This is a genomic window from Mycobacterium sp. FW102-FHT13B02 (assembly GCF_058790275.1).
Genome location: NZ_JBYTCM010000030.1, coordinates 1 through 26148, shown reverse-complemented (window position 1 = coordinate 26148; position 26148 = coordinate 1). Strand labels below are relative to the sequence as shown.

Below are 26148 nucleotides of genomic sequence, written 5' to 3'. Positions count from 1 at the left end.
ACACATCACTCAGCTGTTGGAGGCGAAGTCCCAGACCTGCATATTGCCGGCGGGGTAGTTCATGCACACGTCCGTGGCCTTGGCGACCACACCCTTGTTGTTGAAGAACACCTTGGCCCAGTTGCCCCAGTGGGTTGCCACCTGCTCGTAGTAGACGTTGGTGGCGGTGTCTTCGGAGTACTGCCGCCGGGCGGCCGGATCCAGGGCGAAGAACCAATGGATGCGGTCCTGCGCCATCTGCTGGATGTCGGCGGGACGGTTGTTCCGGTCGATCATGTAGCGCTGGTAGTACACCGGGCTGGTATCACGTACGGCCTGCAGGTACTGCTCGGCATCGCAGGTAGTGGTGATGATCCGGTGCGGGATCGGGTAGTCGTCTGTCGCATCGGCGGCGGCAGTACTTGCCGGCGCCAGGGCTGCCGCCGCAAGGCCGAAAGCCACGGCCAGCGTTCGAAGCGTCATGCGCGGCCTCCTGTCGGCGACTGATGGGCGGCGTCTTCCAGTACCGACCGCTTGTCGGGGCAGTAGAAATCTATTGCGGCGCCGAGGAACTGCCAGTTCTGCTGGGTGGCGTTCTGTCGCGCCAGGTTGGTCGCGACGAACTTTGCCGACTGATACGCGTCGTGGTCGACGTTGTTGCTCAACCGCTGGCAGGTGATCTTGCCCAGCCAGGCGTTGTAGTCCTTCGGGCCATAGATCCCGTAGGCGTGCAACTGATTCGCGAAGTCGGTGTCGGGATCGGCGTGCGCGGGCCCCGAATTGAACACTGCCGCAACGATTCCGATACCGGCGGCGGCCACCGCAAGTACGGCCCGGTGATGTCGCGTCATGCAGCGCGCCCTTCTGTCGCGGATCGCCGCAATCGTCGGCCGATCGCAGTTGTCCGCTATGAAACTATTGAGGTAAGTGGATGGCGTCAATCCACTTACCTCAATAGTGTCTCGGATTACACTGCGTGGGTGATGACCCGCCCGACCACAGATCGACCGTTGCGCAAGGATGCTGTGCGCAATCGTCAGCGAGTGATCGACGCGGCCCGCGATCTGTTCGCGACACGAGGCCTGAGCGCGACGCTCAATGAGGTGGCGCACCACGGTGGGATCGGCGTAGGCACCGTGTATCGCAGGTTCCCCACGAAAGACGAGTTGTTCGAGGCCATCTTCGAGGACGCGATCGACGAGATCGCCGCGGTGGCCGACACGGCATCGGAGTTCGACGATTCCTGGCAGGGATTCGCCTGGTTCGTGGAGCAGATGTGCCAGCAGACGGCCACCGATCGAGGCCTCCGAGAAATCCTGTACAGCCAGAACGGTTGCGGCAATCGGGTGGACGCGGCACGTACCCGCCTGGTCCCGAAGATCGCGAAACTTGTTGAGCGCGCCCAAAAAGATGGCTATCTGCGACCCGGCATCTCCGACAGTGACATGCCGATCCTGGGTCTCTTGGCAGGCACCGTCAGCGAATTCGCCGGGCATGTCGACGCCGACCTCTGGCGCCGGTACGTGGCGATCTTCCTCGACGGGCTGCGCAATCGCGAGGGGCAGGACGCCCTGCCGGTCGAGGCCCTCGATGAGGACCAGGCCGCGATCGCCATGACCACGTCGTCGCCGACGTCCTGAGTCCACACGTAGTGGCGGCGTGCGGCGGCAATGCGACGATTGAGCCATGACCGCGACGCTCGTCACGACCAATCTGGCCGGCGGATTTGCCCACCGCACGCTCTTCGAACGGCTCGACGTGACGGTGGCGCCCGGTGATGTGATCGGCGTGGTCGGGTCCAACGGTGCCGGTAAGAGCACGCTGCTGCGAATCCTGGCGGGAGAACTCGCACCGCTCGAGGGATCGGTCAGCCTCGCGCCGGCCGACGCATTCGTCGGGTGGTTGCCACAGGAGCACGAGCGGGTGCCGGGGGAGACCGTCGCCGCGTACGTCGCGCGCCGCACGGGCTGCGCCGCCGCGACGCAGGCGATGGACGCCGCGGCGGAGGCCCTGGCAGATCCGAATGCGGACGCCGACTGCTACGCCGCTGCGTTGGATCATTGGCTCGCGACAGGTGCGGCGGACCTCGACGAACGGCTGCCGGCAGTGCTGGCCGACCTGGGGCTCGACTCCGATGCGGTGCGGCCGGAATCGACTTTGATGACGGCGTTGTCGGGTGGCCAGGCAGCGCGAGTGGGGCTGGCGGCGCTGATGCTGTCCCGTTTCGACATCGTCCTGCTCGATGAGCCGACCAACGATCTGGACCTGGACGGGCTGGCTCGGCTGGAAGAGATCGTCGGTAACCTCAGGGGTGGTGTCGTGCTGGTCAGCCACGATCGAGAGTTCCTGGCTCGCACGGTAACCCGCGTGCTCGAACTCGATCTGGCGCAGAACAGGACCACCGTCTACGGCGGCGGCTACGAGAGTTATCTGGACGAGCGTGAGGTCGCGCGTCGACACCGGCGCGAACAGTACGACGAGTTCGCCGAGAAGAAGGCCGATCTGGTGGCGCGCGCACGTACACAACGGGAGTGGTCGAGCCAGGGTGTGCGCAACGCGATGCGCAAGGCCCCCGACAACGACAAGAATCGGCGTAGCGCACAAACCGAGTCCAGCGAGAAACAGGCGCAGAAGGTCCGGCAGATGGAGAGCCGGATCGCTCGCCTCGAGGAAGTCGAGGAGCCGCGCAAGGAATGGACGCTCCAGTTCACCATCGGGTCCGCGCCACGGTCGAGTTCGGTCGTCGCGACGCTGGATAACGCCGTTGTGCGGCAAGGGGATTTCGTTCTCGGGCCGGTGTCGCTGCAGGTTGACGCCGGCGAGCGCATCGGTATCACCGGACCAAATGGGGCCGGCAAGTCGACCCTGTTGCGGCTGCTGCTCGGCCGGCAGCAGCCCGATGAGGGCCGGGCGAGTCTGGGCACCAATGTCGCCATCGGTGAAATCGACCAGGCGCGTGCTGATTTCACCGGTACCGCCCGACTCGTCGATCGCTTCGAACAACACGTGCCGTCGTGGACCACCGCGGATGTGCGCACGCTGCTCGCGAAGTTTGGGCTACGGGCCGACCATGTGGAACGTACGGTCGAGGAGCTGTCGCCCGGTGAGCGCACCCGCGCGGGCCTCGCGCTGCTGCAGGCCCGCGGCACGAACGTATTGGTTCTCGATGAGCCGACCAACCATCTGGACCTCGCGGCCATCGAGCAGCTCGAAGAAGCGCTCAAGACCTACGATGGAGCACTCTTGCTGGTGACCCATGACCGCCGGATGCTGCAGAACGTTCGGTTGGATCGCGCGTGGCTGGTCGAGGGCGGGCGCGTGACAGAGCTGTAGCCGGCGTACTTGCATGGCCGCGGCCGTGAGGCACCGGCCTCGACTGCGAGGGCTGGCGACCGGTCTAATGGGACTATGACAGAACGCGACCGTGACGAGTCCGGGCGGCCTCGCAACGATCGACCCCGCGACGCGCTTGGCCGCCCCCTTCCGGCGGGCAGCGAGGGCATTCCCCGGGTCCCAGACGACCTCGAGCTGTCGCCGGCCGAATCCCTCGCCTATGCCCACGAACTGCTGGACCAGGGCCTCGCGTTCAACGCGCACGAGGTTCTCGAGGCGGCGTGGAAGAATGGACCCGACGACGAGAGGCCGCTGTGGCAAGGGCTGGCCCAGCTCGCAGTCGGCATCACTCACGTCCAGCGTGGGAACCGCAACGGTGCGATCGCTCTGCTGCAGCGCGGGTCCAGTCGCCTGGGTGAGGTGGACCATCCAGCGCCTTACTTCGTAGACATCGACGGCCTTGGCCGCTGGGCCGGGGCGCTGGTATCCGACCTTGCCGCGCGCGGCGAGATCTCACCGACCCGACTCTGCCCGCCGCTGACGACACGCTAGTTGGTGTAACAGCACTACCGGGGAACGTATGAGGCCGTCATTGGCCGGTGCACTGGGGGAGGTTTGTCCCGTTGCCCGCCACGACGCTTCCCCATGCGCCGGCGAGCACCGGTCCGTGCTCGCTGTCGCGGCGGTGGCGGACGTGAATGGACTCACCACGTGTGCACGAGTCGACCCGGTAGATCGCCCGACGGACGTCAGCGAGCGCTTTACCAGTCTCGGTGGGGTCGAGTAGAATCAGCGTTTCCGGGGGCGAGGCCAAAAATTGCGGACCACGCCGCAGAAACCATACCGATGCGGTAAGACCGCCGATCGTGCCCGGGCAGTGATCCGGGCAGTCATGCCCAAGCCAGTGCAGCGCGGATGCGAGCGTAAACACTGGTGTAGGAAGATGAATGGGGTCGAGTGCCGTCAGTATGTTCATGGTGATTCCCCGGGATAACGGTGGTCACCGGAGCGTCCGGCGCGAGCAAGTGCTCAACGAAGGCAGCAGCGGACGGCTGGCCTCAGCCCGGACTGGCTGATTTCTCAACGTTGTTGACGCTACACTCGCAGCCCTCGATTCGCAGTGAAAGGTGCCGACGGCAGAGCCATCCCCCCCCCGGGTCACACCACGCCCTCGCCGGGCAGGTCCTTCTTGTGGGCATCGTGCGGCAACGGCGTCGTCGTCGCGCCAGGGTTGCAGATGCGCATCGCGAAGCTGCGTCGACGAGGGCGCGTACGGGCGTAGCGTGACTTCGCTTGTGCCGTGGGCGGATCGGCACCGAGAATCGGAGGCACGACATGGCGGACGTCGACGAAGGCGGTTCCTTCGAGCACGATGGTGCCGAGGAGAGGCACCATGACCCGATCGCTCAGCTCGATTCCGGCGAGGCGGGCCCCGTGGCTGAGGCCGAAGTTCTCGCAGCCGAAATGAGTTCCGAGGAGCAACCCTTGGGCTCACGCGGAAGGCGGTTCGATCGCCGGTCCCCGTTCTGGATCGGGTTGACCGCGTCGGCGGGGGTCGCGGTGACCTACGGAGCCGTTCGGGTTTTCGAGTCGGTGTCGCCGATTTTGGTGCTGATCGGCGTCGCGTTCTTTCTCGCGCTCGGGTTGGAACCCGCGACGTTGTGGCTGGTCAATCGGAAGCTACCGCGCTGGTTCGCTACGACCCTGGTGTTCCTGCTCTTCGTGCTGGCGATGGTGTTCTTCGTGGCAGCGGCGATTCCACCTTTGATGGAGCAAGCGGGCGAGCTCGTCCACCAAGCGCCGCAATATCTTCAGCGGCTGCAAGATCATTCGTCGGTTATCGGTCAGCTCAACGATCGCTTCCATTTACAACAACGGATCACCGATGCGGTGAGTGGTTCGGGAGGATCAATCGTCAACGACGTTTTCAGGGCTGGAAGCGCGGTCGTCGGTGTGGTGGCCGACTCCCTGATTGTCATCGTCTTAACGGTGTATTTCTTGATCGACCTGCCCCGTATCCGCACCACCCTGTACCGACTGGTACCCAATACTCGCCGCCCGCGTGCGATCTTGATCGGCGACGAAGTGTTCGCCAAGGTCGGCGCGTATGTGCTTGGCAACGTCGCGATCTCGGTCATCGCGGGGTCCGCCACATTCATCTGGCTGTCAGCGTTCGACGTCCCATATCCCTTGCTGCTGGGAATCTTCGTGGCACTTCTGGATCTTGTGCCGGTCGTCGGCTCGACGATCGCCGGCGTTGCCGTCGCCGCGGTGGCGCTGACCGTCTCGCTGCAGGTCTGTGTCGCCACGATCGTGTTCTTCGTCGTGTTTCGGCTCGCCGAGGACTATCTCCTGGTGCCCAGAATAATCGGCCGGGCGGTGAAGGTACCCGCCCTGACCACCGTCGTCGCCGTCCTCATCGGCGGCACGCTGCTGGGTATCGTGGGGGCACTCGTGGCCATTCCGATCGCCGCGGCTATGCAGCTACTCACCCAGGAAGTGCTCTACCCCCGCCTCGACGAGGTCTGATCCCCATCGCCTCGATACGGAGCCAAGCATCAATGGCCGTCCTTTTCCGGACAGTTCGGGACCAGCCCCACCCGCGCGTAGCCGTGTTGGAGACGAACACGGCGTGACGACGTAGCGGGGCCATTGATCATGACCTGCGGATTCTGCTCGGTCGGCGCCCGAGCTTGAAACGATCAATTTTGCTGCCGCGCAACGCTATTAGGTACTAGTGAGCTTACTGAGTGGGGAATTCGTGGTCGTCGGTGTCGGCGGTGAGGAGAGCCAGGATGTGGTGGGCGGCGCTCAGCCGGTCGGTGCGCGCGTGGTCTGCCTGGGTATCGAGTTCCCGGCTGGCTTGTTGGGGTGTATGGCCGCGGCCGATGAGGATGCCGATGGCTTGATTGATGGTCGAGGCGGCACGCAGCTGTCCTGCGGTGATCGACTTGGTCGTGATGGCGAGGTGCTGATCGAGGATGAAGTCCGCTAGCGGGCGTGCGCTGAGCCAAGCCAGGTCCGCGGCGAGGTCGACAAAGGTTCCTGGCGTGCCCGCGTACAGAATGATCGCCACCGACGAGGGGCTCCGGCTGTCACCGAGACCGGGCAGCCGCAGCTGGAGCGAGGTGCGGACATCGGCCGGGTCGACACCGTCGAGGAGGACGGTGGACGTGAACAGTGGATCGTTGCCGCTCACGACGACGCTCAGGCCGAGGTAGCTGGGCACGCCCGCTATGGTGTCGGCCGCCAACTGATGCAGCGTTGCCGCGATGTCGGTGTCGGTTTCATCCAGCGCTGCGGTGAGCAGACGCAGATCGGCGGCCAGGGCCGCGGTGATGTTCACGAGGGTGGTGCTCCGCCGGGCGCTCCCGAGCGCTGATCGAGCCTGCCAAAGGCCGGACAGGGGCGAATTGCCCTGCACGGTGCGGACTTCGGGACGCTGGCCAGGACCCGTCCCGGGGATGTTGTCCGCGGTTCCTACCGTACCCGCCGTGGCGAGTCCATGGTGTCTTCGGTTCAGGTCAGGTTGTGTCGGGCGCGGGCCCGGCGCACCGTTTCGTCAACGAGATGTTGGGCGACGTCAGCCAACTTGCGGTGTTCGCGTTGGCTGATCGCCCGCAGCTGAGCGAACGCGTCCTCGGCGCTGCGCCCGGTGCGTCCGCGCAGTATGCCGATCGCTTGATCGATCACCGGTCGCGTCGACAGCGCGGTCTGCAATTGGGTAGCCAGCGTCATCGCCTGAGCGAGGATCTGAGCGTTGCGCACCGCCACCGCAGCGGGTTTGGCGAACAACTCGCCGAGTTCGGCGGCATGCTGATCGAACACATCTTTGTCATGGGCGTACACATTGATCGCCCCTACCACCTGGCCGGGCAGCAGCAGCGGCAATGAGAGTGCACTGTGTACGCCCAATCGGCCCACCCGGGGACCGAACCGTGGCCACATCTTCTCTCCGCCCAAGGACCCGGATCGCACCGTGCGTCGCTGCAATGCCGCGGTGATGCACGGCCCTTCATTGAGGGTTACGTATTGGATGTTGTCGATTTCGGCGACAAACGGTGCACTGGCCGCCAATGCCTCGACCATGTTGTCGGGCCGGTCGACGTGCAACAACGTCACCCCGGCACCCTCGGCTCCCGGGATCGCGCGCACCGCGAACCTGGCCACCTCGGCCAATAGCCCGTGCAGTCCCAAACTGTCGGAAACCAGGCCGGCTAAGGCGCCGATCCCGGCTTGGAGGTCTCCGGCATCGGAGATGACTTGCTCGGCGGTCAACGGTCTTTGCGGCGTGCGGTCGACGTTCTCGGTGAATTCGGTCATCGTCGCTACCGCGCCTACAATCCCGCCAACCGTTCGTCGATCCGAGAGTATGGCGATCTTATCCCGCAGCGCAGCCGCGCCTGGGGTCTAGCATCATCCTACCGGGCGAACGCTGCGCAAGGCTCGCAACGTCGGTGCCCATTTCCACCGGGTGGATCGGGAAACCACCTCTGGCCCGGCGCAAGACGGACAAACGGGTGTAACGTCAAAGGTGGCTGAGCATTCAGCTGGGTACGGGATGAGTTCGGCTGTCCGCTGCAGAACTCCAGGAGCATTTGCCCCCAAATAGCCCGACACATTCGTGATCGTCCCGATGGCGGGATCACCATGACCACATCACCGGCTACGGCAGCCCTCTGGCTTGCCGCACCGAGCCAACCGCTCTGCGGCCCCGGCGATTACCGGGCTGCCATTGTCCCGGCTACCCGGCGGGTATCGGTGCGCCCACACTCCCGGACGGCGGCACTCTGTGAGTCCGCTAGCCGGCTGACGGCCGCGGTAGCGCGCCGGCCGGCACTTACCCCACCAATCTGCATCCTCGACACCGAAAGTTGTTGTACGCCATGATCATCCTCGGACTTGCCCTCCTTCTGGCCGGCTTCCTGTTCAACATTTCTCTGCTTTGGACCGCCGGGATCATCGTCGTGGCCATCGGCCTGGTGCTGATGGTCGCCGGACAGACAGGGCACGCTGTCGGCGGCCGGCGCCACTACTACTGAGCGGCCAGCGCGCAACCCCGGCACCTGCGCACGGGCCGGAACCACGAAGACACCGGTCGCCGCCACCATCAGCATCCATACCGATATCGACGAATAACCCAAACGTCCAAAACAATTGAAGGAGCCGACAATGGCTACCAACACCATCATCGAGATCGTCTTCGCCGCGGTCGTGGTCATCGCAGTACTCATCACGTTGGGGATGGTGTTGCGCCACAAACGCACCGAACACCTCCGCGTGCAGGCCGGCGAGATCCGCGACGACGCCGTCGAACAAGCCCATCAGGTGGGCCGACGCGAAGCTCTCGCCGACGAGACAGCGGCCAGAGCCCGCGCCGCGGCCGCCGAAGCCGACGCCCAGTCCGCGCACGCGCGGGGACTGGCACATCAGGCCGAGGAGCGTCGCACCGCCGCAGCGACCGCCCGGGGTGAGGTGAACGAACAGTTCCAGCGCGCCGACACCCTCGATCCCGACACCAATCGGGAGGATTCCGCAGCCGCCCACCGCGTGCCGCCGACCCGCCGATCAGGCTGACGATCGCGGGCCGGGCCTGGGCGCCTGGCTCGACCCCCAGCAGTCTGCCGAAGCATTCACGAAAGTTTGTTTCCCGCCGAGGGATTGAACCCGGTACCGACTCAACTCTAAGGAGCCGAATGTGGCTACCGATGCGATCGTCGCGGTCAGTTTCTTCGCGGGGGCGGCACTTGTGATCATCGTCGCTGTCGGGCTGGTGTTGGTGAACAAGAGCTTCCGATTGCTGATCAAGGGCCGGGAGCGCCGGCAGCTCGTAGCCAGCAGATTGCGCGGCGACGCCAAGGACCAGCTACTTCAAGCCAGGCGGCACCAAGCGCTGGGTGACGAGACCGCCGCGAAGGCCAGGGCCACCCGGGCTGAAGCTGATGTCAAGGCGGCGCAGGCCACCGGTCTGGAACAGCAAGCCTCCGACCACTGCATCGACGCGGCGACGTCCTGTGAGGAGCTAAGCAAGAAATGTGACCTCGCGGGAACTCTCGAACCGGACACGAAGACAACGCGAACAGTGACGTTCCCACAGCGAAACCGCTGACCCCCTGATCGTTCTTCTGGCCCATATTCCTTTTCAATGATCGGATATCACTGTTTCCCACGGCAATTCGTCACTTTCGGATTCCGGCACAGATATGGGCTGCTGCGGCCGGCGCCCTGTTACCGCAGCGCCCTCATGGGCCAGGAAAGTCCTGAGTTCGGCGATGGTCGACATCAACGGCGCCGGGAATACGACAGTGGTGTTTTTGTCGACGCCGAGTTCGACCAAGGTCTGCAAGTTCCGCAATTGCAGAGCCAACGGATGAGCCATCATGGTGTCCGACGCGGCGCCGAGTGCCGCGGCGGCCAACGATTCTCCCTCGGCCGCGATGATTTTTGCGCGCTTCTCGCGCTCCGCCTCAGCCTGTCGCGCCATCGCTCGCTTCATGCTGTCGGGCAGCTGAATGTCTTTGAGTTCGACGAGTGTGACCTGCACACCCCAGTCTATGGTGGTGACATCCAGGATGGCCCGGATGTCGAGATTGATTTTGTCCGTCTCGGACAACGTTTCGTCCAGGGTGTGCTGACCGACCACCTTTCGCAGCGTGGTCTGCGCAATCTGATCGATAGCCGCATACACGTTCTCGATCGCCACGATCGACTTCACCGCGTCCACAATCTTGAAGTAGGCCACGGCTGAAACGTCGACACTGACATTGTCGCTCGTGATGATTCCCTGTGACTGGATCGGCATCGTGACTACTCGCGATGAAATCCGTTGCAGCACATCGACGAACGGGATAATCATCCGCAGGCCGGGCGCCCGCTCACCGATCACGCGGCCCAACCTGAACAGCACGCCGTTCTCGTACTGCTTGACGACGCGCACCGCCATCGCCAACACCAGCACTGACAGCACCACCAGAACAAGAACCGCGACTCCCAGCGTCGTCATGGCCGCGTTCCTGTTGGCGAGGGGGTCGGTCGAACACAAAGTTGCTGTGGAACATACATAGTGATCCCGATGCATAGACGATCACCGGACGATGGGGGCGTCGGAGCCAGTGCTCCTGTAGTTCGGCGGCGGACAGCCGAACTCATTCCGAATCGGCTGAGAACCTCAGCACCGTCAAGGCTACACCTTCTCGATCGGCCGATGCCGGTGCTCCTGAGGCTCCCCGTGCACCCGTTCAGGCGATCGACACCAGCTCGTGGACCGAGTCGATGGGCGGGTCGGCGTCGCGTCCGGGTGCGATACGCACCAACGATTGACGCGGAGCCAATCCTGTGGCGTCGCCAGGTGCTTCACCACGTCAAGGGTGCAGGCTCCACTGCCCGACATCTGAGGCCAGCGCATCGCTGACGTCGACTTCGAGCCCGCCGACCACCGGGCCGGGGTTCGACGCGGTGCTGACGATCCGCTGGTACATCACGGCGGCTGGATAGATCTTGCCGCCGGACCAGGACCGGGTCTGCCAGGCCCACACGTGCCCCGGCGTGGTCGAGCGCCCGATGACGCCGTCGGCTGCGGCCCACTGGCAGGTGTTGATGCCGCCGTAGACGCCGGTGCGTTGCGCGCCCAGCACCGAGTTGATGCCCCGAAACCACGGCAGCGCAACGTTGTTCCACGTTTCACGATTGATGTCGTCGTCGACGGAGAAGAAGATCGGCGCGCTCTGGCCGCCACCCGCGGCGCTGTGCAACTGCCAGGCGGTCTTGGCGTCGTCGACGCCGCCCGCGTATCCGCGTGTGAAGTCCGACGGCACGGTCCCACCGGGCTTGCCGTATTGGTAGTTGCTGACGATCGCGAGTCCCGCCGCGGCCAGTGACTTGGCGTAGGGCAGGGTGATGGGCTTGGCTCCCATGGTCGAGCCGGGGCGCGACATCGAGACGTAGTTGACGACGCCCGCGTGGCCGGCGGCCCGGATGTCTTGTGCCGGAATCTGCTTCATGGCGAAGTCGATCAGCGTGGGGGCGGCGGCCGACGCCGTCGGGATGCCGGCACCTGCGGCTACCGCACCGAGCCCGGCCAGCGCCGATGCGGCGCCGACGTAGCGCAGCGCGTCGCGCCGCGACAGCGGGCGCCGAAGGCCGGTGGGCGCCGGGAAGTCCTGCATTGCGAGATGTTAACAATGCGACAGATGTGAAAGCTGTGGCCATTGCGAGCTGAATTCAGATCGTAACCGGACCGTATCCATCCTCGGCGTTGGGCTGAAGGCGACGGGACCAACTTCATCTCCCGGGCGTTGAGCCGCTTGCCCAGATATTCCGGTCTTCGGCCGATCATCAGACCACCGAGGAACACGGCGAGCAGCGCGATGACAACCAAACCGTACCGTCCGCTGCCGGTACCGCCAGGGCTGATCTCGCCCGGCATCATATTGGCCATCAGTACCCCACCGCCGACACTGGTGAAACTGTCGTACGACGAGTTCGCCGCGCCGTCTGCGGTAGCGGTGGCCACTTGGCCGAACTGCGCGCTTCCGGGTATCCCGAACCGAATCTCCTTGCCTTCCAATGCCGCACCGACCGCGCTCGTGACGGTGCCGTGCGGCATCGTTTCCGACATCCCGACGGCGGCCGTGCCCAAGCCGAACAGGACGACGACCACGGCCAGCAACGCCAAGCCTTGACGCCGGTCGCCGATCATGACGCCATAGGTGCGGACCAGCGATACCGGGATGACGGCCATGGTCACGATCTCGATGACGTTGGTCAGCGGTGTCGGGTTCTCGAACGGGTGCGCACTGTTGGCGTTGAAGGCACCACCGCCGTCGCCGGACATCAGTTTGATGGACTCCCACGACGCGACCGGCGCTGTCGGCAAGGTCTGTGATCCGCCGGCCAGGGTGCCGATCGATTGCGCGACGCCGAAAGTCTCCAGCACGCCGAGCGCGGTGAGCAGGACCGAGATGAGAACCGCCATGGGGATGAGGATTCGGATGATGCCGCGGACCAAGTCCACCCAGAAGTTGCCGAGTTCGAAGGTCTGACGGCACACGATGCCACGAATCAACGCGATGGCCACAGCCATGCCGACCGCGGAGCTGGCGAAGGCCTGCACACCCAGGCCAACGGTGAGGCCGAAGTGACCGAGAGTCGACTCGCCCGCGTAGTTCTGCCAACTGGTGTTGGTGACGAAGCTGACGGCCGTATTCAGCGCGAGCAGCGGGGTCATTCCCTGTGCACCCCAGGGTGCGGGCAGCTGGGTCTGCAGCATCAGTAGACCGAACAGCACGGCCTCGCTGACCACCGAAAACGCGAGCACCGAAGCCGCATACCAGACCCAATGCTGCTCGCGATCCGGCTCTACGCCGGCTATTCGATAGATAAGTCGCTCAGCGCGCCAGTGCTTTTCGCTGGAGTAGACGGATGCCATGTAGTTGCCCAACGGCACGTGCAGCACTGCCAGGATCGCAACGATGGTGGCGAGTTGCAGCCACGCCATCATGCCCCAATGCATCGTTACTGCCCCTCCTGCGTCAGCCTGCGGCGTGCCATCCGCCGCGGGGGCCGACGTTAGACCCGAATGAGAGGAATGCGACCTGGTCTTGACGCGATCTGAACACCCGCTGTGGCGTTTGTTACGCCGACGGTTCGGGGGTTGAGGCTGCCTGATCGCCGCCGGCGTGCGTCGTGCGACCGGAGCTGGACACGTTCTGTAAAGAAAGTCTTAACGGGCATGCTCCTGTCCGCAGACCGCTGGCGTGATCAGGGCCGATTGTCGGTAAGCGCTCACGAAGCCATCTGGTGGCAGGTCTACGACCGACTCGGCGCGACCCGAGCCACCAACGAACATCACTGTCCCTGAACAGTTTTGGCTGCATCTGGTAGACGGCGGTTCGAGTTCATGTCGAGAGGACTTGCAACGGTCATGGTTGTACACAACCAGCGGGTGGCGACGAGTTCGCGCGTGACTTTGTGGATTGCGTTGTCTTGCCCGGGGTATCGGCGGCTATGGGCCCGACGAAACTTGACGGCCCAAGAACGGGCGAATGTGTTCGTTTCCTACTCGCCACCCGCGCTGATCACCGCTTCGCTGGGCGGGCACATCGGTTGAGGTGCGGTAGCCGGCCCACGGCGTGCCCGGCATGACTACTCCCGCCAGAATGGAGCCATGGACGCCCAAGCGCAGGCTGAGAAAGCTCGCCAGTTCGCGAACTTGCATCACACCGACGAACCGCTGCTGTTGCCGAACGCGTGGGACTTCGCGTCAGCAGCGGCGTTCGTCCGCGCGGGTTTCTCTGCCGTCGGCACCACAAGCCTCGGCGTCGCCGCATCCCACGGGCTCCCTGACGCTACGGGTGCCACCGGGCCGCAAACTCTTGCCTTGGCAAAGTCCTTGGCTCGTCTGCCAATTCCGGTGACCGTCGACATCGAGGCCGGCTTCGGCATGGACGCGGCAGAATTGGCCGCTGAGCTGACCGCCATCGGGATTGCGGGCGTCAACATCGAGGACGGCTGCGGCGACCACCTCGCGGCGCTCGACGAGCAGTGCGCGCTGATCTCAGCGTTCAAGGGCGCTGCGCCGAACGTGTTCGTCAACGCTCGAGTAGATACGTACTGGTTCCATCTCGCGACGGGCGACACAATGCAACGAGCGCTGGCCTACGTGGACGCCGGCACGGACGGCGTCTTCGTGCCCGGTCTTCGCGACGAGCACCTGATCGAGCAGCTCGTCACCACCCTCGGACAAACCCCGCTCAACCTTCTGGCCGAACTGCCATTTCAGCGGCTCCGCGAACTGGGCGTCCGACGGGTCAGCACCGGGTCAATGCCGTTCCGCGTCGCCATCACAGCGGCCGCTTCAGCCGTGACGGCGTACGCCACCGGTGCCCCGACTCCCGCCGCAATGTCCTATGACGAAGCCCAGGCCCTCATCGATCACATGAACATCTGACGGTGACAACAGGATTCGCAGTGAACTGCTACGCGGCTGCCGTCGACACTTCCGGCGTGGCCTTCGGTGCCCGAGTCAGCCCGAGGCGCGGCAAGCGCATCGTCGCGAATCGGTTGGGCAGGGAGAGCCGGAACACCTTTTTCCACGCTGACCCAACCTGTTTCGGCAGCGAGCCACTGACATAAGTCAGGTCGTAGCGCTTGAACAGTGCCTCGACCTGCGGTGCGATCTCCTGATAGCGATTGCTGGGCAGATCGGGAAACAGATGGTGCTCGATCTGGAAGGACAGGTTGCCGGTCATGAAGTGCATCCAGCGCCCGCCGGAGATGTTGGCCGAGCCGAGCATCTGCCGCAGGTACCACTGACCGCGGGTCTCGCCGTCGATCGACGTCTTCTCGTACGTCTGGACACCTTCAGGGAAGTGGCCGCACATGATGACCGAGTGGGTCCACAGATTGCGGATGAGGTTGGCGGTCAGATTCGCGCTGAGCGTGGTGAGTGCCGAGGGGCCGGACAGAAGTGGGTGCAGGACATAATCTTTCAGTGCCTGGCGCCCAGTCTTGGCGAGCACTTCCTTGCCCTGACGGCGGAACTCCTCCTTGTCCGTCTTGCCTTTGAGGTAGCGGCCGATCTGCAGGTCGTAGGCAGCGATGCCGTATTGGAAGAAGCAGGCGTTGACGAAGTTGGTCAGGGGCTGCATCAGGTAGAAGGGCGTCCACCGCTGGTCTTCGTCGACGCGCATGATGCCGTAGCCGAGGTCCTGGTCCTTGCCGAGCACGTTGGTGTACGTATGGTGCAGCTCGTTGTGGGAGTGCTTCCACATCTCGGCGGGCGACGCGTGGTCCCATTCCCAGGTCGTCGAGTGGATCTTCGGGTCGCGCATCCAGTCCCACTGGCCGTGCATCACGTTGTGGCCGATTTCCATGTTGTCGATGATTTTCGCCACAGCGAGTCCGGCGGTGCCGGCGATCCATGCCGGTGGGAACAGCGAGAACAGCAGCACGGCGCGGCTGGTCAGTTCGAGCTTGCGCTGGCCGGCGATGACTTTGCGGATGTAGGCGGCGTCTTGTTCGCCGCGGCTGGCGATGACGTTGGCGCGGATCGCGTCGAGTTCGATACCGATGTTCTCGATGTCGGCCTCGGTGAGGTGCGCGACGGGGTTGTTGAGTTTGCGTTGCAGGGCGGTCATGGCGTAACTCCTTGTGCGAAGAGCGGATTGGTCAGATGACTCATATGTCTAGGGCACAGGCGCCCGCGGCTGCGGTGATGCAGGTTTGGATCACGACGCCGTCGCCTTCGACGGCGGTGGTGACGGCGCCCGTGCGCACGTCGCGCACGGCCCCTCGGCGGAGGGGGACGACGCAGCCGAAGCACACGCCCATCCGGCAGCCCGAGGGCATCAGGACGCCGGCGGCCTCTCCGGTGTCGAGCAGCGTCTGATCGCCGATTGCCTCGGTGGTGGTGCCGCTCTTGGTGAACGTCACGGTGCCGCCGTCGCCGGTGGTGAGGACCTCGGCGCGGAAGCGCTCGGTGTGCAACCGGTCGGCCATGCCGTTCTCGGTCCAGTGCTGGTGCAGGGCATCGAGTAGTCCAGCAGGTCCGCACGCCCACGTATGGCGGTCGGCGAGGTCGCCGACCAGTTCCCGCAGCCGCGTCATGTCGAGCCGTCCGTCGGTGGCGGTGTGGATCTCGATGAGCCGGATCCGGCCGCGCGCGGCCAGTTGGCGCAGCTCGCCGGCGAAGATCATGTCGTCGGCAGTGGGCGCGCTGTGCACGACCACGGCATCGGTGTCCGCGTCGTCGGCAAGGCTGCGCAGGATGCCCATGATCGGCGTGATGCCGCTGCCGGCGGAGAGGAACAGCAGCCTGTCGGGTACCGAGGCCGGAAGGACGAAGTCGCCGGCGGCCTGGTCGAGCTGCACCAGCGTGCCGACGGTTGCGCGATTCACCAGATAGTTGCTGACCGCCCCATCTGCGATGGCTTTCACGGTGATCGCGATGTGCCCGTCCGGGCGATCGGTATGCGAGGTCAGCGAATAGGTGCGCCATTGGCGTACCCCGTCGACGTCGATGCCGATGCGGACGTACTGGCCGGGGATGTGTGATTGCCAGCCGTTGCCGGGCTTGATCGTCACGGTGACGCAGTCGCGTGTCTCGGGAAGTACCGCGGTGATCCGGCCCCGCAGTGGGGCTCCGGAACGCAGTGGTGCGACGAGGTCGAGGTAGTCGCCGGGCAGCAGTGGGGTGGTGATCCGCTCGGCCAGCTCGAGCACACGCCGGCGCAATCCCGCAGCGGTCGGGCGAACTGATGTCGTGGTCATGCTCTTAGCTTCCCTGAATGGGGCATACAAAGTCCTATGCTGCGGGGGTGAGATGTCCGCAGTATCTTGTGCGTAAAGAACAGTTATGACGGATCCCGCTGCTCGGTTCAGTGGTCTGGACCTCGACGAGGAGATAGTCCGGGCCCTGGAACACGTGTTGCCACAAATGGCTGAGCGGACCGTCGCGGCAGTCACGGCCGAGGTGCCGAGCTACACCGACGCGTTCAGCGGTCCCATGGGGCAGACCATCGAGAATGCCGTGCAGGTGGCGCTGGGCGCCTTCCTGCGTTTGACCACCCGGTCCCACGGCACCGACGCGGGGCCCAGACTGTCTCCGGCGCTTGACGGTGCCTACGACCTGGGTCGGGGAGAGGCCCGCACCGGCCGTTCGATCGACGCACTGCTTTCGGCCTACCGGGTCGGGGCGCGGGTGGCGTGGCGAGAGCTCTCGGACACCGCGGTCGCGGCGGGACTCTCTGCGGCGACCACGGCGAAGTTCGCCGAAATGGTGTTCGCATTCATCGACGAACTGTCGGCGGCCAGCGTGTCAGGCCACGCCGATGAGCTCGCTGCCGCCGGCCGTATCCGGCAACGCCACCTCGACCGGCTCGCCGCGGAATTGCTGGCGGGCGCCCCGTTGAACCAGTTGCTCGCCAGTGCCGAGCAGGCCGACTGGAAGCCGCCGAAGACTCTGAGCGCCGTGTTGCTGCCCGAGGTTGATACCCGCAAGCTGTCGGTCCTGTTCGCCCAGGAAACCCTCCACACAAGTGTTGACGTGTCTGAGGTGGATGCCGGTGAATCGCTGGCCGTAGTCCTCGTACCCGATGCCGACGGCCGCCAGCGTCAGCGGCTGCTCGATGCGATGGCCGGCAGCGTGGCAGTCGTCGGGCCCTCCCGTCAATGGTGGACGGTGAAGTCCTCTTACCTGCGCGCGTTGCGCGCACGTGCGTTGGTGATAGATGGCCCCGGCGTCGTCGACACCGAAGAGCACCTCGTCGACCTGGTGCTCAGTGCCGACCGCGACGCCATGGACGATTTACGTCGACGCGTGTTGGCGCCGCTTGCCGGCCTGCGTTCCAGCACGGCCGAACGGCTCGCGGAAACGCTGCGGGCCTGGGTCCTGCACCTCGGCCGCCGCGACGCCGTCGCCGAGTCGCTGTTCGTCCACCCGCAGACAGTGCGCTACCGGATGACCCAGCTGCGCGACTTCTACGGTGACCGCCTGGACGATCCAGAGGCGGTATTGGAAATTACTGTTGCACTTGGCGTTACCCGCTCGTCGGCACCCGTAGTCACCACTACGCCGGCACCTGCCGGCTGATCAGCTGGCAGCGTTGGGAAGCAACGGCGGGCAGTCCCCGTGGGCATCGGTGGCCAACTCGAAGTGCCAGAGTTCGTTGGCGTAGATCTGACACAAGCCGAATCGCCTACCGTTGGCGACCAGCCACGTGTCGGCGCTCTTGCCGCCGATATCGACGGCCTGGCCGCTGACATGCTTGGACTGCTGTGGCGTCTGAACGTATTGGCGCGCAGCGCTGTAACTGCCGTAGGTGCGGATCGCGTCATCGAGCAGTTGCTGCTGGAACTCCGGAGAGCGCCATCCGGAGGTGATCGTCATGGGGATCCCCTCGGCGGCTGCTGCGGTCGCCGCGTGCTGAATCGCGGTCAACAGGGCCGGATCGAGCCGGCCGACCGTGGGGTCAGATACGTCGAAGGGGCTCGCCGCATCGGCGGACGCGGTTGATATCGGTCCGAGAAACGTGAGCGCACCTGACACGGCGATGGCTGTACCGACGAGTCGCATGGCGCCGACTCTAGTCGGCGTACGGGGGCGCGCCGGCTCCCAGGCCGATCCGATTCTCCCGCAATGACATCGGCGGAGTAGTCGCCGCGGCGAGCGCTGCCGCATCGATCGTCTGACACCGGTACGGCAGCGTCTTCAGCCGCGCCGTCATCGTGGTCAGCGGGTCCTCGAGCACCTCGGCGGTCCCTGACAGGAACGCCCATTCGTGCTCATCGCTGCCGAAATAGACTACGGTGCTGAAGGTTTCGCCGAAGCGCTCCCACGATCGGATCAGCGTCTCGTTGCGCCAGAGTGTGGGGCAGCCCGCCTGGCCGACGACGACGGCGCCGATGTCGCCGCACAGCTTCATGAAGTCCGCGCCGTAGAGACGGTTGTGCTGGGCGGGCTCGGTCCGTTCGTCGGGCAGGTCGATGACGACGACGTCGTAACGGGGGCCGGTATGGGTCGCGACGAACTCGTAGCCGTCGGTGTAATGCACCGTGATCGGGCCGACTCCGGCTTCCGCCCTTGCCAATTCGTCGGGCGTGTACCCGTAGGGCAGGTGCTCGGCGCAGAGCCGGACGGCCGCGCGGTCGATGTCGACGTGGTCGACATGAGTGGCGCCGGCGGCGACGGCCATCTGGCTCGCCACACCTTCGCCGGACCCGATGATCAGCACCCGATCGACCATCTCGGCCAGCAGCATCGCCGGAACCATCAGCGCCTCGTGGTAGACGAGCTGACTGAATTCGGTGCTCTGCCGGTCCGAGTCGCTGAACAGCGAGATGCCTTGCTCCGTCCGGCCGATCACCAGATGCTGAAACTCGGTGTGGACATCGCAGAGTACGTCGGTCAGCTGCCAGGTGCGGGTGATCCCCGGCGCCATCGGCTCGACGATCTGCTTGCCCGCTCCGCGAAACACGGTGTGGACGTGGGCATCTGCCGCACCGACCGCCTCCCGCAGTAGGCGGACCGCCTCCTCGGCGTCGGCGGACTCACCGCAGGTGAAGACGTCGACGAACATCGCGCCGCGCTCGGGATAGCTGTGGATCGACGCGTGCGACTCCGCGAGCAACGCCAGCACGGTCACGCCGTGTGGCTCGAAGCGCTTGTCCACCATGTCGCACACGGTGGCTCCGGCGCGCTCGACCGAGCTGCGGAGCAGGTGCCGCAACCGCACCCGATCGTTGGCCAACTCGGGATCGACACCGGTGAATTCGGCCAGCACGTGACAGCCTGCGAAGCTACTGCCTGGTTGTGACTGCATCATCGACCTCCACGAATCGCGTTGCCAGCGGGTCAAATCCATTGAACGACGACGAGTAGCTCGACGTATAGGCACCGGCCGAATCGATCTCGACCAGGTCGCCGGGGCTCAGCGTCACCGGCAGCGGATACCGCCGGTACAGCACGTCGTCGCCGTCGCACGTCGGACCGGCGACGACAGCGTCATCAACGGGGTCGCCGTCGCGAACCGTGCGCAGCCGGTATCGGATGTATTCGTTCTCGGTTTCCGCCAGCCCGCCGTAGCGGCCGATGTCCAGGTACACCCAGCGACAGCCGTCGGTGCCGGTCCGCACCGAGACCACCTCGCAGCACAGCGTGCCCGCCGAGCCCACGATCGCTCGGCCCGGCTCGATGACGATGCGGGGGAGCGTCGGAAAATCACGCTTGAGTGCGTCGGTGATCGCGTCGCCGACAACCCCGACGTCAGGCACGCACGCATCGTACGAGACCGGGATGCCGCCGCCCAGGTTGAGTGCCGTCAGGTCGGGCACGGCCTCGAAAATCTCACGTGTGCAACGGATACCGATCTCCCACGCCTTGGGGTCGAGCTGCTGCGAGCCGACGTGGAACGCTACGCCGTCCGCGTGCAACTCAAGCCCCCGGGCCTGCGTCAACAACTCGATCGCATCCTCGGGCGCGCACCCGAACTTGTCCCCGAACGGCGTCACCGACGACGGGAACGTCGGCGCGATGCGGCACTCGACACTCGACCCCGGCGCATTCTCGGCGATGGACTCCAGCCCGGCCGCCGTGTCGAAGGTGAACCGGCGGACACCCCGGGCAAACGCATACGCGATCTCGGCGGGCTTCTTGAGCGGGTTCCCGAACGTCATCAGGGCGCCGTCGATGCCGGCCGCCGCACACAGGTCGATTTCGCCCACGGACGCGACGTCAAAACTGCAATCAAGGCCGGCCAGCAGCCGCAGGATGGGTTCGGCCGGGTTGGCCTTCACGGCGTACCGAATCTCGGCCGAGGGCAGCGCGCCGCGCAACTCAGCAACGTTCCTGCGCACCGTCGCGAGGTCGATCGTCAGGTAGGGCCTACAGGGCACAGGCGGCAGAGTACTGAACGAATCCGTCGGCCGCGCGCTGATCGGCGAGCCAGAGAATCAGCCGACCAGGTTGATGACCAGATTGATCGTGCACGCGATGATCACCGTGCCGTAGATGTAGCTGAAGAGGCAGTGCCGGAGAACCTCGGCGCGCATCTGTGAGCTGGTGACGTTGGTATCGGACACCTGGTAGGTCATTCCGAGGTTGAACGAGAAGTAGAAGAAGTCGCTGTACTGCGGATCGACATCGGGGCTGTTGAAATCGATCCCGCCCGGGTTGTCGTCGTAGTAGATGCGGGCGTAGCGAGCCGTGTACATGGTGTGGAGCAGCGCCCACGTCGCGAGGATCGCGGCCAGCGACATGCCTGCGTATGACGCTTTGTCCGCGTTGTTTGCGGACAACAGGAGGATTCCGATGGATGTCAGGCTGGCGATCAAGATGAGGACCAGGACCAGATCGCCGATCTCGTCGTCGACGTCGGCTTCACCTGCATGCTCCCTCGTCCGCTCAGGGTCCATCCGCCACAACACCGCGAGCGCCCATAGGACGTCGCTCGTGGCGGTGACGATGACGACCGCCAACAGCCCGACCGGCCAACGCTGCGTAAGCCACCCGGTTACGGCTCCGACAACGAGCCCGGCCGTCAAGCTGATCCAGAATCGGTTGGCGCCGGAAAGAGTCCTCACCCGGTGCATTCTCCTTTCGTGACGGCAGTTCCGGTCCCGAGTTGTCACAAGAAGGGACATTGTCAACAAGAGCGGACAACGTCAGCCGATGCTGGCAGCTTTAGATCGCCAGTGCTGCAGGGACAGCCGACACGCCGACGTGCGCGCAGAACTCCGTCAGTTCCCGTAGAGCCCCAAGGCCCGTGCGACTTCGGTGGCGATGTCGCCGCTCAGCCGCGCGATCGGTGGCCCGCCGCGCTGGTGGATCACGTTCGCCAGCACCGCCACGTAGGTGTCCGATCCAGGGTCGATCCAGAGGCTGACCCCGGTGAAGCCGGTATGACCGAAGCTGCCGACGGGGAAGACCATGCCGCGCGGCCGGGAGTGTTCGGTGTCGATATCCCAGCCGAAGCTGCGCAGCGACTGTCCGGCGATGGCCGGATAGTTCGGCGCCAGTAGCGGATCCGTTGTGTTGGGGTGCCTTTCGATGGCGTCCCGCGCCGCAACATTCGCCGCGGGCACCTGGCCGGCGGTGTGTCCAGGTTGCTGCGGGGTCGCCATCAACGCCGCGGTGGTCTGGGCCAGCGGGAACGGACTCGGACGCCCGGCGAGGCGATCGAGCAGGGCCTGCGCGTACCGGCCGATGTCATCGACCGTCGAGAACACCCCCGCGCTGCCTCCGGTGCCGCCCATGCGCCTGGCCGTCGGGTCATGCACCGTGCCGCGAATCAAGTGGTCGAAGTCGGGGTTGATACCCGGGGTGTCGTCGTCGTGCGCGGTCGGCGCAACGCGCGTCAACAGACTGGTGCTCCAGGTTCCCGGCGGGCATGGCCCTGACGGCATGCCTTCGAAAACGATTGCCGTACCGCGAATTTGGTGGGGACCGCAGGCCTTGGTGGCAGGGAGGTACCGGGTATCGGAAAGCCCCAGCGGTGCAAAGACGTTGTCCTGCACATAGTTGTCCAACGACTGACCGGTGATCTTCTCGACCAGCGCACCCAGAATGATGAAGTTGAGGTCGGAGTAGTGAAACCCGTCCCCGGGTGGAAACTCCAACGGCGCCGTGAGCGCACGACGAATACCCTCCGCTTTGTCGGCGCTCGTCAGTCCCCAGGGCCCTTGATGACTCAGATCGCCACCGGTGCCGGAGGTGTGCGTCAACATCATGCGTACCGTCACCTGGGCGCGCCGCGGGTCGTGGGTGGCATTGAATTCCGGAAAGTACGTCTGGATGGGTTCGTCGAACTGCACCAGACCTTTCTCGTACAGCTGCAGGAAAGCCACGGTCGTCGCGAGGCTCTTCGACAGCGACGCGAGGTCGAAAATGGTGTCGTCGGTCATCGGCTCGGCCGGCGCGGGCAAACCGTCCAGCCCCGGTTCGTCGCCGAGCCTGCGGGCACCGTATGCCTGCCGGAAGACGACGTTGCCGCCATGCCCGATCTGAATCACCGCACCGGGCAACCGATGTGCCGCAAGCGCGTCATTCACCAGACGGGAGACGGCGGCGAAGGGACCCGCGGGAACGACACTCGGCACCGGAGTGGCGGCCGCAGACGTTGTGGCGGGAGCCTGAGCGGACGGCGGCCTGGCGGTCGGCGAAGTGCCAACCGCAGGCGGCGCGGGGCGCCCACACGCCGCGAGGACGAGCACGACCGCCGATACCCGTGCGACGCGCGACCCCGACACCCTCACCGGTTCGAGGCTAGCGGGCGACCCTGCCTGAGTAGGAACCCGACGATGAGCAGTCCACAGAACCACAAGGGCAGCGCGATCGCACCGGAGTGCGACGACGGGTCCTGCGTCATCAAGACGTAGATCAACGCGAAGTAGCCCAGGCACAGGTAGTTCGTGATCGGTGACAGGGGTGTCTTGAAGACGCCCGCACCTTCGCGGGCCCGGAACCGAAGGTGGCTCAGCGCGATGATGCTCCAGGTGATCAGCTCCGCGCCGACGACGACGGGAATGAGGATCGCGAGCGCCTTGCCGGGTAGCGCAACATTGAGGAGCACCGCCACGGCAACGAATCCGGAGTTGATCAGGAGGGCACGCACCGGTACGCCGCGCGCGTTGGTGTGGGCGAGAAACCGTGGCGCCTGGCCGCTGGCGGCGAGGTCGTACAGGACGCGCGCGTTGCTGTAGGTCATGACGTTCGCCACGGACAGTGCCGCGGTCAGCACGACGATGTTGAGCAGTGTTGCGGCGCCGCCGATTCCGAGGCCGACGAGCATCAGTACGAAGGGACTACCGTCCGTCCCGACCTTGTCCCAGGGCCAGATGATCAGCATGACGCCGATGGCACCCACGTAGAAGATCAGGATGCGCAGGAGCACCTGATTGATGGCGCGGGGGATGTTGCGCGCAGGTTCCTCGACCTCGCCGGCGGCGGTGCCCAGCGACTCGATGCCGCCGAAAGAGAACGTGATCGCGACCAGCGAGATCATGAAGGCGCCGAGTCCCTTGGGTGCGAAACCGCCGTGTGCCCAAAGGTTTTGCAGGCCGTGCACGTCGTGGTCACCGGCACCGAAGATGATCGCGATGCCGAGCACGATCATGGCGATCACGGCAGTCACCTTGATCAAGGTGAAGTAGAACTCGAATTCGCCGAACGCCTTGACGTTGATCGTGTTCGCGCCGGTGATCAGCACCAGACACACCGCGGTGGTGATCCAGTGCGGCATGCCGGGGAACCAGAACGCCATGAACTCGGAGGCCGCCGTCAGCTCCACCATGCAGACGACGACGCAGACGTACCACCAGTTCCAGCCGGCGATGAATCCCGCCGGCTTGCCCAGGTATTCGCGCGCGTACGCGGACCAGGACCCCGCGACCGGATGCGCCACGGCCATCTCGCCGAGCATCCGCATCACCCCGTAGAGGACGATGCCGGCGATCGCATACCCGACGAGGACGATCGGCCCGGCCGTCTGCACCGAGGTACCGGAGATCAGAAACAGGCCGGTTCCGATCGCCGAGCCGAGCGAGATCATCTGCAGATGCCGGTTCTTCAGCTCGCGGTGCATCGGGGCGTCAGTCGAGGAGGCGGTCTCGGCCCGGCGCCCCTCGGTGGGACGGGTGCTTGGAGCCATCGGTTTGCCTTCCATTCGGTGGTGATCGCCTGGTGCTGGGGACCGGGTCACGGTTGCGCCGGTGCGGCGCGTACGTCGCTCGCCGGATGAGTGCGTCGAGGCTATCGCGTGCTGGTCGGGGGACCGATCCGAATCACCGCACCGGAGCAGGTGCCACACTGGTCCGGTGACGACCCCGGACCCGATCGAACCCGACACCAAGGACTGGACCTGGGTGCTGTCTCGCGCTTGCCCGGAATGCGGCTTCGACGCGTCGGCCGTCCAGCCCACCGACGTCGCGGACCGGATTCGCGACGATGCCGCTGACTGGGTGCACCGCTTGGCAGGGTCCGACGTCCGCACCCGACCAGAACCTGGCGTGTGGTCGATGCTCGAGTACGGGTGCCATATCCGTGACGTGCACCGAATCTTCGATCACCGCGTCCGATTGATGCTGACCAAGGACGATCCGCAGTTCCCGAACTGGGACCAGGACGAAACCGCGATCGCCGACGACTATGCGTCGCAAGACCCCGCCGTGGTCGCCACGGAGCTGTTCGACGCTGCGAGCATCGTCGCCGCCACATATGCCAATATGCCGGTGGGCGCGTGGAGCCGACGCGGATTACGCAGTAATGGAAGCGAATTCACCATCGCGAGCATTTCGGTCTACCACCTGCACGACATCGTCCATCACGCGAACGACGTCACCTCACGAGGGTGATGACGAGGTTGATCGCGCACGCGATGAGCACTGTGCCGTAGGCGTAGCTGACGACGCAGTGCCCCGACTACCCTTCCGCAGCTGTCTTGATCGCTTGAAGCGTTTGGCGCATCCCGTCGCGCATCGATTGGGTGAAGGCGTCTTGCCCGCCCAAGTAGGCGTCGATGACCTTGACGGTCCCGTCCGGGCTGCCGTCGGGGCTTTCGCGCCGCTGGGTGAGCTTGGTTCCGCTCGGCGTGGGCTCGAGGCGCAGTGACCAGATGGCCCAGTTCTCCTGGATCCGGAACGCGATCTCGCGGCCGTTGTCCAACCGCACCACGGTTCCGTGCGTCGTCCATTGAAAGGTGCCGTTGCTGTTGAGGTTGGTGAACTCGACACCATCGACGACCTGCTCGGCGCCGTTGCGGAGTCGGGTCGATTCGACCTGTGGGCTCCACTCGGCCATGCGGCGGACGTCGCTGACCAGTGACCAGACCGCGGTCGGCGGTGCGGCGATGTCGATGCTGTCCTCGAGCACCGGTTGTGGATTCGCAGTCATGTGGCGCCCCAATCTCAGAGATAAGCGTCCGAACGGTCGTCTATCTGGACCATAGCGTTTGATGCGCTTATGCGTCCAGTCGGACGTATAAAATGTCGAGGTGGCAACCGATAATCAGGCCGATGGCCGACGCGTCCGTGGCGACGCGACGCGCCGGAAGGTCGCTCACGAGGCGGCAATGATCGCGACGACGCATGGGCTCGACTCGATCACGGTGGGGGCGTTGGCCGCGGCCACCGGGGTGAGCAAGAGCGGCATCCTCACGGTGTTCGGAAATCGCGAGGCGATTCAGGTCGCTGCGGTGGCCGAGGCGCGGAACATCTACCGCGAAACGTTGCTCGCGAATGTGTTTGACGCTGCCGCGGGCGCACCGCGAGGCTAAGTCCCCTGGGGTGGTGGGAATTCGGGGACGGGGCTGAGGTGGGCGGAGATGTTCAGGCCGTGTCGGTGCC

The 26148-nt window shown here is 65.1% G+C and carries 29 protein-coding genes; 12 read left to right on the top strand and 17 right to left on the bottom strand.

Annotation, left to right across the window (positions count from 1 at the left end):
* Window positions 1-9: 9 nt before the first annotated feature.
* Together AC3WTE_RS30060 and AC3WTE_RS30055 are read right to left on the bottom strand one after the other, a co-directional pair.
* Window positions 10-462, bottom strand: a complete 453-nt coding sequence (locus AC3WTE_RS30060) for a DUF5078 domain-containing protein (RefSeq protein ID WP_492443103.1) — start codon at window positions 460-462, stop codon at window positions 10-12.
* Entirely contained in the window at window positions 459-830 is a 372-nt protein-coding gene (locus tag AC3WTE_RS30055; RefSeq protein WP_492443102.1) for a DUF732 domain-containing protein, read from the bottom strand. Before AC3WTE_RS30055 ends, AC3WTE_RS30060 begins: the two co-directional genes overlap by 4 nt.
* Before the next feature lie 132 nt (window positions 831-962).
* Here AC3WTE_RS30055 and AC3WTE_RS30050 point away from each other — a divergent pair, with 132 nt between their 5' ends.
* From AC3WTE_RS30050 to AC3WTE_RS30040, 3 genes are all read left to right on the top strand, one after another.
* Window positions 963-1619 carry a TetR/AcrR family transcriptional regulator gene (locus tag AC3WTE_RS30050; RefSeq protein WP_492443126.1) on the top strand — a complete coding sequence of 219 codons (657 nt, stop codon included), beginning with the start codon at window positions 963-965 and terminating at the stop codon, window positions 1617-1619.
* 46 nt (window positions 1620-1665) lie between these two features.
* Window positions 1666-3312 carry a ribosomal protection-like ABC-F family protein gene (abc-f, locus tag AC3WTE_RS30045; RefSeq protein ID WP_492443101.1) on the top strand — a complete coding sequence of 549 codons (1647 nt, stop codon included), beginning with the start codon at window positions 1666-1668 and terminating at the stop codon, window positions 3310-3312.
* 75 nt (window positions 3313-3387) lie between these two features.
* Window positions 3388-3864 carry a DUF309 domain-containing protein gene (locus AC3WTE_RS30040; protein ID WP_492443100.1) on the top strand — a complete coding sequence of 159 codons (477 nt, stop codon included), beginning with the start codon at window positions 3388-3390 and terminating at the stop codon, window positions 3862-3864.
* Window positions 3865-4470: 606 nt separating this feature from the next.
* Here AC3WTE_RS30040 and AC3WTE_RS30035 read toward each other — a convergent pair.
* A complete protein-coding gene (locus AC3WTE_RS30035) occupies window positions 4471-4794 on the bottom strand; it encodes a hypothetical protein (RefSeq protein WP_492443128.1) in 324 nt (107 codons plus the stop codon).
* Between AC3WTE_RS30035 and AC3WTE_RS30030 the strand changes: the two genes are divergently transcribed.
* Complete coding sequence (locus AC3WTE_RS30030) at window positions 4747-5841, top strand: AI-2E family transporter (RefSeq protein WP_492443099.1); 1095 nt, start codon at window positions 4747-4749, stop codon at window positions 5839-5841. The two genes, AC3WTE_RS30035 and AC3WTE_RS30030, sit on opposite strands and share 48 nt — an antisense overlap.
* 214 nt (window positions 5842-6055) lie before the next feature.
* Here AC3WTE_RS30030 and AC3WTE_RS30025 read toward each other — a convergent pair whose 3' ends face one another.
* Complete coding sequence (locus tag AC3WTE_RS30025; RefSeq protein ID WP_492443098.1) at window positions 6056-6658, bottom strand: hypothetical protein; 603 nt, start codon at window positions 6656-6658, stop codon at window positions 6056-6058.
* Window positions 6659-6831: 173 nt separating this feature from the next.
* Window positions 6832-7635 carry a GAF and ANTAR domain-containing protein gene (locus AC3WTE_RS30020; RefSeq protein WP_492443097.1) on the bottom strand — a complete coding sequence of 268 codons (804 nt, stop codon included), beginning with the start codon at window positions 7633-7635 and terminating at the stop codon, window positions 6832-6834.
* A 563-nt stretch (window positions 7636-8198) separates the two neighbouring features.
* On the opposite strand from AC3WTE_RS30020, the gene AC3WTE_RS30015 reads away from it, so the two are divergent.
* The 3 genes from AC3WTE_RS30015 to AC3WTE_RS30005 all read left to right on the top strand — a co-directional run bounded on the left by AC3WTE_RS30015 (window position 8199) and on the right by AC3WTE_RS30005 (window position 9421).
* Complete coding sequence (locus tag AC3WTE_RS30015) at window positions 8199-8354, top strand: DUF6131 family protein (protein WP_492443096.1); 156 nt, start codon at window positions 8199-8201, stop codon at window positions 8352-8354.
* A 130-nt stretch (window positions 8355-8484) separates the two neighbouring features.
* Window positions 8485-8889, top strand: coding sequence for a hypothetical protein (locus AC3WTE_RS30010; protein WP_492443095.1), 405 nt, complete (start codon window positions 8485-8487; stop codon window positions 8887-8889).
* 121 nt (window positions 8890-9010) lie between these two features.
* On the top strand, window positions 9011-9421 hold the full coding sequence (locus tag AC3WTE_RS30005; protein ID WP_492443094.1) for a hypothetical protein: 411 nt from the start codon (window positions 9011-9013) through the stop codon (window positions 9419-9421).
* A gap of 33 nt (window positions 9422-9454) precedes the next feature.
* On the opposite strand, the gene AC3WTE_RS30000 is transcribed toward AC3WTE_RS30005, so the two are convergent.
* From AC3WTE_RS30000 to kdpA, 3 genes are all read right to left on the bottom strand, one after another.
* Window positions 9455-10315, bottom strand: coding sequence for a slipin family protein (locus AC3WTE_RS30000; RefSeq protein ID WP_492443093.1), 861 nt, complete (start codon window positions 10313-10315; stop codon window positions 9455-9457).
* A 358-nt stretch (window positions 10316-10673) separates the two neighbouring features.
* Complete coding sequence (locus tag AC3WTE_RS29995; RefSeq protein ID WP_492443092.1) at window positions 10674-11477, bottom strand: DUF1906 domain-containing protein; 804 nt, start codon at window positions 11475-11477, stop codon at window positions 10674-10676.
* Window positions 11372-12823, bottom strand: a complete 1452-nt coding sequence (kdpA, locus tag AC3WTE_RS29990; protein ID WP_492443091.1) for a potassium-transporting ATPase subunit KdpA — start codon at window positions 12821-12823, stop codon at window positions 11372-11374. Before kdpA ends, AC3WTE_RS29995 begins: the two co-directional genes overlap by 106 nt.
* A 111-nt stretch (window positions 12824-12934) precedes the next feature.
* Between kdpA and AC3WTE_RS29985 the strand changes: the two genes are divergently transcribed.
* On the top strand, window positions 12935-13171 hold the full coding sequence (locus AC3WTE_RS29985) for a DUF6611 family protein (RefSeq protein WP_492443090.1): 237 nt from the start codon (window positions 12935-12937) through the stop codon (window positions 13169-13171).
* A 306-nt stretch (window positions 13172-13477) separates the two neighbouring features.
* Window positions 13478-14260 carry an isocitrate lyase/PEP mutase family protein gene (locus tag AC3WTE_RS29980; RefSeq protein ID WP_492443089.1) on the top strand — a complete coding sequence of 261 codons (783 nt, stop codon included), beginning with the start codon at window positions 13478-13480 and terminating at the stop codon, window positions 14258-14260.
* Between the two features lie 28 nt (window positions 14261-14288).
* On the opposite strand, the gene AC3WTE_RS29975 is transcribed toward AC3WTE_RS29980, so the two are convergent.
* Both AC3WTE_RS29975 and AC3WTE_RS29970 read right to left on the bottom strand, forming a co-directional pair.
* Window positions 14289-15449 carry a fatty acid desaturase family protein gene (locus AC3WTE_RS29975; RefSeq protein WP_492443088.1) on the bottom strand — a complete coding sequence of 387 codons (1161 nt, stop codon included), beginning with the start codon at window positions 15447-15449 and terminating at the stop codon, window positions 14289-14291.
* Between the two features lie 40 nt (window positions 15450-15489).
* Window positions 15490-16581 (bottom strand): ferredoxin reductase, encoded by a 1092-nt coding sequence (locus tag AC3WTE_RS29970; protein ID WP_492443087.1) that lies wholly within the window; start codon window positions 16579-16581, stop codon window positions 15490-15492.
* Window positions 16582-16666: 85 nt separating this feature from the next.
* Between AC3WTE_RS29970 and AC3WTE_RS29965 the strand changes: the two genes are divergently transcribed.
* Window positions 16667-17902, top strand: a complete 1236-nt coding sequence (locus AC3WTE_RS29965; RefSeq protein WP_492443086.1) for a PucR family transcriptional regulator — start codon at window positions 16667-16669, stop codon at window positions 17900-17902.
* On the opposite strand, the gene AC3WTE_RS29960 is transcribed toward AC3WTE_RS29965, so the two are convergent.
* The 6 genes from AC3WTE_RS29960 to AC3WTE_RS29935 all read right to left on the bottom strand — a co-directional run bounded on the left by AC3WTE_RS29960 (window position 17903) and on the right by AC3WTE_RS29935 (window position 24455).
* A complete protein-coding gene (locus AC3WTE_RS29960) occupies window positions 17903-18385 on the bottom strand; it encodes a M15 family metallopeptidase (RefSeq protein WP_492443085.1) in 483 nt (160 codons plus the stop codon).
* Window positions 18386-18395: 10 nt separating this feature from the next.
* Window positions 18396-19631, bottom strand: coding sequence for an adenosylmethionine decarboxylase (gene speD / locus AC3WTE_RS29955; RefSeq protein WP_492443084.1), 1236 nt, complete (start codon window positions 19629-19631; stop codon window positions 18396-18398).
* On the bottom strand, window positions 19609-20703 hold the full coding sequence (locus tag AC3WTE_RS29950; RefSeq protein ID WP_492443083.1) for a type III PLP-dependent enzyme: 1095 nt from the start codon (window positions 20701-20703) through the stop codon (window positions 19609-19611). Before AC3WTE_RS29950 ends, speD begins: the two co-directional genes overlap by 23 nt.
* 57 nt (window positions 20704-20760) lie before the next feature.
* Window positions 20761-21399: a DUF1345 domain-containing protein gene (locus tag AC3WTE_RS29945; protein ID WP_492443082.1), complete on the bottom strand. Its 639-nt coding sequence runs from the start codon at window positions 21397-21399 to the stop codon at window positions 20761-20763.
* Window positions 21400-21546: 147 nt separating this feature from the next.
* Window positions 21547-22905: a serine hydrolase domain-containing protein gene (locus tag AC3WTE_RS29940; RefSeq protein ID WP_492443125.1), complete on the bottom strand. Its 1359-nt coding sequence runs from the start codon at window positions 22903-22905 to the stop codon at window positions 21547-21549.
* Window positions 22906-23057: 152 nt separating this feature from the next.
* Window positions 23058-24455 carry an amino acid permease gene (locus AC3WTE_RS29935; protein ID WP_492443081.1) on the bottom strand — a complete coding sequence of 466 codons (1398 nt, stop codon included), beginning with the start codon at window positions 24453-24455 and terminating at the stop codon, window positions 23058-23060.
* A gap of 166 nt (window positions 24456-24621) precedes the next feature.
* On the opposite strand from AC3WTE_RS29935, the gene AC3WTE_RS29930 reads away from it, so the two are divergent.
* Window positions 24622-25158, top strand: a complete 537-nt coding sequence (locus tag AC3WTE_RS29930; protein WP_492443080.1) for a DinB family protein — start codon at window positions 24622-24624, stop codon at window positions 25156-25158.
* A gap of 67 nt (window positions 25159-25225) precedes the next feature.
* Here AC3WTE_RS29930 and AC3WTE_RS29925 read toward each other — a convergent pair whose 3' ends face one another.
* Window positions 25226-25696 carry an SRPBCC family protein gene (locus tag AC3WTE_RS29925; protein ID WP_492443079.1) on the bottom strand — a complete coding sequence of 157 codons (471 nt, stop codon included), beginning with the start codon at window positions 25694-25696 and terminating at the stop codon, window positions 25226-25228.
* A gap of 100 nt (window positions 25697-25796) precedes the next feature.
* Between AC3WTE_RS29925 and AC3WTE_RS29920 the strand changes: the two genes are divergently transcribed.
* Window positions 25797-26078, top strand: a complete 282-nt coding sequence (locus tag AC3WTE_RS29920; RefSeq protein WP_492443078.1) for a TetR family transcriptional regulator — start codon at window positions 25797-25799, stop codon at window positions 26076-26078.
* Window positions 26079-26148 lie beyond the last annotated feature (70 nt).